Here is a 7,541-nt window from a genome sequence, read left to right on the forward strand (position 1 = left end):
ACACATTGTATCGTGAATTACATGAATTTTAAAAACCACTAATCCCCCATGTGCTTATGTTGCCGACAGGAAGGAAAGGCATGAGACCATGCCGTTTCTCCCCTGCGTTGACCTGTCTTGAAGCGACTGCGACTGTCTGGCTTTCAACTGAAACCCGGACAGTTCCCGCGACCAGGAGCGCCCCCGCCCGTGCCCGACAGGCCCCGACACCCCGCCCCGACAGTGCTCCCAGCCACTGAAACCCGGACAGTCCGCAGCCGCGCCGCCAACGATGCGGTGCGTGGCCGGCAGCACCTGACCCGCGACGAGGTGCACCGGCTGATGCGCGGCGCGATGCGGCACAATCGCCACGGCCGGCGTGACGCGCTGATGCTGCGGCTGGCCTTCGAGCACGGCCTGCGGATCTCGGAGCTGGTGGGGCTGCGCTGGTCAGCCGTCGACCTGGTGCACCATGAGCTGCGCGTTACTCGCGCCAAGGGCAGCCTCGACGGCACCCATCCCCTCCAGGGCGACACCGTGCGGGCGCTGAAGCGCTATCAGCGCGACAGCGGCCGCGCCGCGGGGCTGATGTTCGTCAGCGAGCGCGGGGCACCGATCAGCGCCGATGGCTTCCGGCGCCTGCTGCATCGCCTCAGCGAGCGCGTGCTGGGCGTGAAGTGGCATCCGCACGCCCTGCGTCATGCCTGCGGCGTGCACCTGATCAACCAGGGCGTGGATCTGCGCACCGTGCAGCAGTACCTGGGCCACGCCAACATCCAGAACACGGTGGCCTATACCGCCCTCACCGGGCGGCCGTTCGAGCGGCTGAGTTTCTAGCTTCTGGGGTGGGGGCAGGAATCGCGCAGGGCGTCCCAATCGTCCTCGCCGACCGGCTCGAACGGCTCGATCAGCTCCCCGACGCTGCCGCGCAACCGCTCCAGCGGCTCGCGCTCGTCGGTCGGCTCCTGGTCTGGCTCGCGGGGTGGGTCTGGTGGGCGCATCCGGCGGTCTCCTCGAGGGCGTGTCAGCTCTCATCCTGGTACAGCGATCGGGCAAGCGCTCTGAGGCCGTGGGGATCGTGATCGTTGGTGGGCTGAGGCCGATCTTCATCACTCGTGCCCACGTGGCGTTCTTGAAGAAACTCTGCATCCTCTGCTGGTAGGTCTGAGGGGGATGACCAGTTATCGGCCTCCGTAGGAGCTGGGAGTCTGCGGAGCTGTGCTACTTCCTCGCGCAGCTGCCGAAGCTCATCACGCTGTTCCTTCACGACCTCGAGAAGAGCATCGAACTTTTCGAGGACGTTGGGGGTGTCGGGGAAGGCGTCGGACTTTGGTGTCGGGTTTTGTAGGAGAGAAGATTCCTGCCCCGGGGGCTCTCCGTAAACACGGATCATCTCGGACAGGTCGATTACCTTTTGTCCCTTGCCGTTAAACGCAGCTGTGACACGGCCTTTGTCGACCGCCTCATATAGCGTGGAGCGGTGTAGGCCATACAATTTGGCCATTCGTCCTATGGTCATTTGAGGCATGTCGGGCACTGTCGGGTTGTGTCGTCGGGTTGCCCGACAGTATGGCCTATAGCGGGAAAAACTCACGCTCTGGCATTCCGCCGCTCCTCGAGGATGCGGTGGGCGGCATCGTCGCTAGACTCTCCTGGGCGAGCGTTTGCATTGATAACAGCCATAGGAATCCCGTAGATCGATCCTGAGGCGTTTTCGCCCTCCTTGCCGCCCCTGACTTGCCCCTTGCGCTTGCGAGGCTTCTGAGGGCCTTTGAGGGGCTTCTCGCCAAAGGCGAACACTAGGTGAGATACGCGGCGGCCGGTCTTGCGTTGATCCCACGTTACCCATAGTGGGCTGTGCTCGTTGATCTGCTCGATGGCAGGTTTGATTACCCACCGCTTCAGATCTCGGATATTGGTGTATCGATCTTCGAGCTGGAGCGCCTCGCGTAGCCACTCGAGAGTGACCTCACGTTTGCCGCTGCCACGCCACTGTGCAAGCAGCTCGTACAGCCGAATGGCGTGAGCGCTACTCATCTTGGCTACATCGGCTAGAGCGTAGCGAGTAAATTGCTCGGTGAGTTGGGATAAGTAAGGAACCATATCTGTACCGAAGCGCAGAGCAACCGTTCCCTCTGTATCTCGATACTCCACTGTCTGGACCCAGCGAGTTAATTTGACTCGGGTACTCCCTTGACCGTTGGGAGCCTCATGGAGCGTTACTCGACGGTCAAAGAGGCGCTCTGAAGCGGCCTTGAGGTTCTGGTAGGCCGTACCTAGGCGAGTGCCTGTCATCTCAGAGATCTGTTGAGCGCTGATGGTATAGAGTTTCTGATCTGTCAGAGGCTCATCTCGGCGCACTTGAGAGATGCACGCTAGGATGATCCGTTGCTCATACAGGCTAAGCCGATACGAGGCTTCGACTAACGCATTGGCCTTGTAGATTTGAGCATCCTGCATGCACGTGCTTCCTGCTTATTCTGTGAGTAATTTATTAGGCTCACACATAACCATCATTCCCTCCTCCTTTCAACCATCAATCCCTCCCCTTTTGACCATCAATCCCTCCTCTTTTGACCATCAATCCCTCCCCTTTTGACCATAAAAAACCTTTTATTTCATATGTTTACAAAGCCTAAAAGGGGAAAAGGGGAAAAGGACAGAAAAGAGCGCATACGCGCCCGCCTACCCTCCGGTCGTCGTTCCTCCTCCCTCCGCCCGGCCTTCGGCCGCCTGAACCCCATGGATGCCTCGACAAGTCGAGAGGGGCGCGGTCGAGCCGCTTCGCGGCTGCGCGCCCTGGTCGGCGAGGCCTGGCCGCTAAAGCGCTACACCACGGTGGGCCGATCCCGATCACCTCGCGGGAACGGTTGGGCCTTCGGCCCGGGTTTAGCAGGGATGAGGGTCGGCAAGGGCCGTTGAACGCCCAAATATACGTGATTTATTCACGCTTATGTGCTACCCTGGTAGGCATCAACTCGGCGAAGGGGAGTCACCATGGCACTACGGCGGATCAGCGACCTCGAGCAGTCCCACAAGAGCCGCGACGGCAACGTCATCGAGTGGAAATCCCCCAGCCGCTGGCTGTACCGCTACGAGCGCGATCGAGGGGCGGTGGGCATGGAAACCGGCCCCGGTACCGGCGAGTTCCTGTGGTACGTGCTGGACAAGAACGATCTCACCCATGCCAAGCGTCGCGTGTTCGACCTGATCAACGAGGACGAGCTCTGATGGCCCGTAAGCGTGAAATTGTCCCGAGTGAGGCGCGGCTGTGGCTCGGCGTGCTCCTGGACGCGGCCTTCGATCCGACCTCGAGGACCCTGGATCTCGCCCGCAGCGCCGAGATCGCCAACCACCACACCCAGGCGAACGGCCCGCGGGATGCCCTGCGGCTGACGGCACGGGACGGCAAGACCCAGCTGCTAGCCCTGGCCGGCGACCTGACGGCCTACCCCGAAGACTACAGCGACCAACGCCAGGCGGAGCTCCTGCTGGCGTGGGCCGAGCGTTGGATTCAGCCCGAGGACTGGGGGCGACTTGCCGCGCGTGTGCGCAAGCGTCGCCAGAAGATGCGTCAAAGCGGAGGTGAATGATGGATAGCGGACAGTATGCGAGGAACATCGGCGGTCCCCTGCTCGCGGAATCGTTGCGGCACTACCGCGACCCGGACGGCGACCGTTGCCACCCTGTCGCGAAGCGGGTGCTGGATCGCTGGGCGCTCGAGGAGCCGAATCGCGTGCGCCTGTTGTGTGCCGATCCGGTCAGGATCGAGTGGCTGCTCGATGCGGCACAGGATCAGGGTGGCGTGGAGCTTGAACTGCTCACCAGCGTTGCCGCGCAGCGTCGTCGAGAGTGCGGTGAAACCGATACCGACTTGCTGCTCGAGGCCGGGGTTGCGCTGCAGATGCCGGACAGTCTGCCCTTTCGGCACTGTGATCGTTAAGTCACCGACATCATGTCCGTTTCAGATGGGGTTTCGTGCTGAGAACGTGCCTGTGAAGTGAGGCGCCAAACCGGCCTGCAGCCCCGGACAAGGTATGCCCACGTAACACATTCGTGTACTAGCGCCCGCTGCAATCGCTTCGCTCTCTTGCCGGGCTGGCACCTTGCTCGGGGCTTCGCCCCGAGCCCCCTACCTCATTCGCTACCGCTCACGAGGTCACCATGGCATCACCTACACCATCGAAGGCCCCCGTCCATCGGGATAAGCACCTCAGCGTCAGGCTCACTGAGGACGAGAAGCGACGGATTTTGCAGAAGGTCGAGTCCACCGATGCCCGCAGCCCATCCGAGTTCGTTCGGAGTACGGCGCTCGACTATCCGGTGCGCTCAGTGGTCACGCATGAAGCGATCAATGAGCTGCGTCGTCTCGGCGGGCTGGTGAAGCACCTCTTCATCGAAGGGGGACGCGAGGATCCTGATGGCTTGTACTTGCAGACGCTTCAAGAACTGCAAGCCGCTATCCGCCGGCTAGGGCGTGAGCTGTGACCAGAGGGGAGGGGCATCACTAGGCGTGAAGGATTCACGCCTAGTTAGATCAAGGCAAGCCGGGCGTGGTACAGAGCCGGCGCTCAGGAGGTTTGCCGACGTGCCTTGCGATGATGGAAGTAGAGGTAGAGCAGGCCGACCGGCGCGATGAAAATGGCCCATCCCCAGCACATCACGATCGTGAAGAGTTTCACCGGCAGCATGATGATGAGCGGGATGTAGAAGACGTTGTCTCCCATCACGAAGCCGATGATCTGCTCGTAGACGAAGCGCGAGTAGGGATACAGCAAGGCGTTGAGGGCGAGGAGGGGGATAACCGCCAGGGGAACCGAGTCTCCTCCTCCTTGAGTTGCCGCGAAATAGACCAGGGCCGAGAGGCCGCCACCGAACGCGAGTTGGCGAAGGTAGTAGTGGCGGGACAGGCCGCCAAAGGTGTCGGTGAGAATCGGGGGCATGTGTGTCCTCCTTCCGTGGGGGATGGTTCACAGCGCTGGCCGTCCACCTCGGCAACGTGACGAGGTCGCCAGCGCTTGCGAGAGATTATCATATGGCTGCGTGCTCGGATGCCTCGATTCGACCGAAATAGGCGGGATTTTTTCCCGCCTATTGGGTCAAGATAAGCCGCGAAATGTTGAAAATTATGCTCATAACATAATGCTTACAGCCAAGCTGTTATCTTCGGTTTTTACATCGAGATCTTTAACACTGAAAGATCCAGAACAAATATCCTCATGGAAGATAGGCCAAATTCCATCAGTGCAAAAGATAATAGTGTCACCATTATAAATTGCCTCTCTTTTTTTTATAATATCCTTTCTTCTCTGAGGAGTCATAGAATCAGTCAGCTTATGTCTAAGAGGGTGATGTGCAACTAGCTTAGCTACGTCTCCGAAACACTTTCTTTTAGACAGGTTTTGCCAAGCCAGAGAGTCATCAGATGTGATTAACCTTTCGTTAATATAAGCTCTGCAGTCTCCAATAGAACAAATCTCCATTTCATTTTTTGAAACTTTTGCAATGAGGATAGACATCCATGCCCTCTCTGGAATGGTGTCTTTCAAAACATCTGATAGTTCCGATTTTTGGTGGGGGCTGATTAACTTGAAGCAAATTTCTTGAAGGTAATTATTTATATCTTCTTCAGAAGAATCTCCGTAACCGTCAGCCAAAATAAAGAATGAATATTTCCCTATGGATAAGCAGGTGAAAAGATCCAGATTTTCAGGCCTCTCTCCTTGAGATCGGAAATATTGTAAATCCATTTAAGCCATCTCCCATGGAAGAGATTTGTAGTAATCTCTGACGAATTCATAAGCAATTGAAAATTCTGGGAGATCTCCTTCTATCTCGTCGGCAAGCAAAGGGTAGTCTCTGGCTGATCTATCCATAACATCTTGATCATCAAGTCCATTTTGGTGTAGGAGATGATCAATCTCCTTTCCTGATGATTTTTGTATCAATGTCTCTAAGACTAAGATCTTTTCTTCGTGGCTATGATCAGCATAGCTCCTCAGGAGGTGATGTAAGTCGTATATATCCTGCCTTCTATTTCTGTTCCTTGCGGCTTGCTGTAATATGGATCTAATTTTTTCAGCTATCAGCGAAATCAAAGCGTAGGCTTTTATCTTTTCTCCATCTTCTTTGTCGACTTCTAAATCCTCAGTTTCTCCTGTTACTTCATTAAAGCTATAGTCGATAGAAACCTTTTGAGGAGACTGTAGACTTTCTAGTCTACGAATTTTGGAAGCGTCTGTCTTTTTAGCGTAACCTATGCTTATCTTTAAAGAAGGGAAGGTAGCGTCGGGCCTTTTTTTAGGTTGTATTTTTATGCTTTGGACAATGCACCTTATTTCTTCTACAAGAGATACCTGAGCCTCTAAAAGTCGTTCGTTAAGATTTTCCTCGAACTCCTCAATATTTAGCGAGCCAAGCTTTTCAGAAGTTGAGAAATCAATATCAGTTGTGTAACGACCACTTTTGTATTTTATTCCTAAGAGGATCCCCCCTTTCATTACCATGTTTTCAGATAGTTCTTCATCTAGTGATATGGCTTTCAGTATTATCCTGACAGCCCGCCTAAATTCGTTTTCCCCTGATGATGGATCATCAACCCATTCATCAATCGATTGTCCCATATTCTTCAAGCTCCTCAATGTTTATCGATAAGTTCCAGTCAGGGCTATAAACTTTGCTGAATTCTTCACCTGGAAATAAAACCCTAGAAGATCCTCGCTCATTTCCTTTTTCTTTTTTCCACTCCTCTATTGTTTTAGACTTCACTCCCATTACAGTCTCTAAAAGAAACCCGACCCTGGCTTTATCTATAGCTCCACCATATTGGTCCACATACTTTATGATTTTGTTCTTGAAAACCTTCCCATATTCCATATAGACATCTACTACATGGGTTGATCCCCCACACCACTGGGGCTTCTTCAGCATACATGTGAAAAGTTCGCCTATCTCTTGAACTCTTATGCCACTCTCCCCCTCACGTGGTTCTCGATAATTTTTTGTTGTAGATACGTGAACTTGTTTCCCGAAATACTTCCCTGATATAGGGAATGCAGGTATCAAGTCTTTGGCATAGCTATGAAGCCCAGTTCTATCTAAGGTTTCTGCTAAGTATCTTTTTCTCCATTCTTCTTTACTGCACGTTGTATAGTAAACAACTTTAGGAAGTCTGTCTGTTATGCTATACCACTGCATAGCAGTGATATATGAAATATATCCGTATGGAAATATAGAGCAAAGAGCCTCTTCTGTGCTAGATGGAGGTTTTGCCGTAATTATGTAGAATCGTGATTCTCTATGGAAAAAAGATTTTTCCCCCTCTGGATTTATGACTCCCGATCTCTCTAGTTTTTCTATGTAATTGGTTATTTGTGCTGAGGAAGGGAACTTGTTTTGTATATTTGATATTTTCTCCCCTTTGTATTCTCTTTCCTTATAAAGGATTAGTATTCTTTCGTGAAGCATTCTCTTATGTATTGCTGAGTTTGGGTAGTCGTTCAGCAACCAGTCGGCTAGTGCATCAGCTACCAAAATGGGCATTGTCCTCTCTCCTGCTATAT

Annotated in this window: 12 protein-coding genes; 5 read left to right on the plus strand and 7 right to left on the minus strand. The window is 54.0% G+C overall.

Annotated features, from left to right (window positions below):
- Positions 1–189 precede the first annotated feature (189 nt).
- The gene (locus DOM66_RS19270; protein ID WP_110691218.1) at positions 190–816 is read left to right on the plus strand and encodes a tyrosine-type recombinase/integrase; all 627 of its coding nucleotides are present in this window, start codon (positions 190–192) and stop codon (positions 814–816) included.
- On the opposite strand, the gene DOM66_RS19700 is transcribed toward DOM66_RS19270, so the two are convergent.
- From DOM66_RS19700 to DOM66_RS19280, 3 genes are all read right to left on the minus strand, one after another.
- Positions 813–980, minus strand: coding sequence for a hypothetical protein (locus tag DOM66_RS19700; RefSeq protein ID WP_157959105.1), 168 nt, complete (start codon positions 978–980; stop codon positions 813–815). The genes DOM66_RS19270 and DOM66_RS19700 overlap by 4 nt on opposite strands.
- A 23-nt stretch (positions 981–1,003) precedes the next feature.
- Positions 1,004–1,507: a hypothetical protein gene (locus DOM66_RS19275; protein ID WP_157959106.1), complete on the minus strand. Its 504-nt coding sequence runs from the start codon at positions 1,505–1,507 to the stop codon at positions 1,004–1,006.
- Positions 1,508–1,569: 62 nt separating this feature from the next.
- Entirely contained in the window at positions 1,570–2,439 is an 870-nt protein-coding gene (locus tag DOM66_RS19280; protein WP_110691220.1) for a replication initiation protein, read from the minus strand.
- A gap of 537 nt (positions 2,440–2,976) precedes the next feature.
- Between DOM66_RS19280 and DOM66_RS19285 the strand changes: the two genes are divergently transcribed.
- The 4 genes from DOM66_RS19285 (at position 2,977) to DOM66_RS19300 (ending at position 4,467) form a co-directional block, all read left to right on the plus strand.
- A complete protein-coding gene (locus DOM66_RS19285; RefSeq protein ID WP_035598453.1) occupies positions 2,977–3,210 on the plus strand; it encodes a hypothetical protein in 234 nt (77 codons plus the stop codon).
- The gene (locus tag DOM66_RS19290) at positions 3,210–3,572 is read left to right on the plus strand and encodes a hypothetical protein (RefSeq protein WP_110691221.1); all 363 of its coding nucleotides are present in this window, start codon (positions 3,210–3,212) and stop codon (positions 3,570–3,572) included. Before DOM66_RS19285 ends, DOM66_RS19290 begins: the two co-directional genes overlap by 1 nt.
- Positions 3,572–3,922 carry a hypothetical protein gene (locus DOM66_RS19295; RefSeq protein ID WP_110691222.1) on the plus strand — a complete coding sequence of 117 codons (351 nt, stop codon included), beginning with the start codon at positions 3,572–3,574 and terminating at the stop codon, positions 3,920–3,922. Before DOM66_RS19290 ends, DOM66_RS19295 begins: the two co-directional genes overlap by 1 nt.
- A 221-nt stretch (positions 3,923–4,143) precedes the next feature.
- Positions 4,144–4,467 carry a plasmid mobilization protein gene (locus DOM66_RS19300; protein WP_110691223.1) on the plus strand — a complete coding sequence of 108 codons (324 nt, stop codon included), beginning with the start codon at positions 4,144–4,146 and terminating at the stop codon, positions 4,465–4,467.
- Between the two features lie 83 nt (positions 4,468–4,550).
- On the opposite strand, the gene DOM66_RS19305 is transcribed toward DOM66_RS19300, so the two are convergent.
- From DOM66_RS19305 to DOM66_RS19710, 4 genes are all read right to left on the minus strand, one after another.
- Complete coding sequence (locus tag DOM66_RS19305; RefSeq protein WP_110691224.1) at positions 4,551–4,922, minus strand: hypothetical protein; 372 nt, start codon at positions 4,920–4,922, stop codon at positions 4,551–4,553.
- Positions 4,923–5,111: 189 nt separating this feature from the next.
- Positions 5,112–5,729, minus strand: coding sequence for a hypothetical protein (locus DOM66_RS19705; RefSeq protein ID WP_157959107.1), 618 nt, complete (start codon positions 5,727–5,729; stop codon positions 5,112–5,114).
- On the minus strand, positions 5,730–6,602 hold the full coding sequence (locus DOM66_RS19310; protein ID WP_110691225.1) for a nucleotidyl transferase AbiEii/AbiGii toxin family protein: 873 nt from the start codon (positions 6,600–6,602) through the stop codon (positions 5,730–5,732). It lies immediately after the preceding gene.
- The coding region (locus DOM66_RS19710; protein WP_223162085.1) for a hypothetical protein at positions 6,586–7,541 on the minus strand (956 nt) is incomplete at its 5' end. The genes DOM66_RS19310 and DOM66_RS19710, both read right to left, overlap by 17 nt.

This window comes from Salinicola endophyticus (genome assembly GCF_003206575.1).
GTDB lineage: Bacteria > Pseudomonadota > Gammaproteobacteria > Pseudomonadales > Halomonadaceae > Salinicola > Salinicola endophyticus.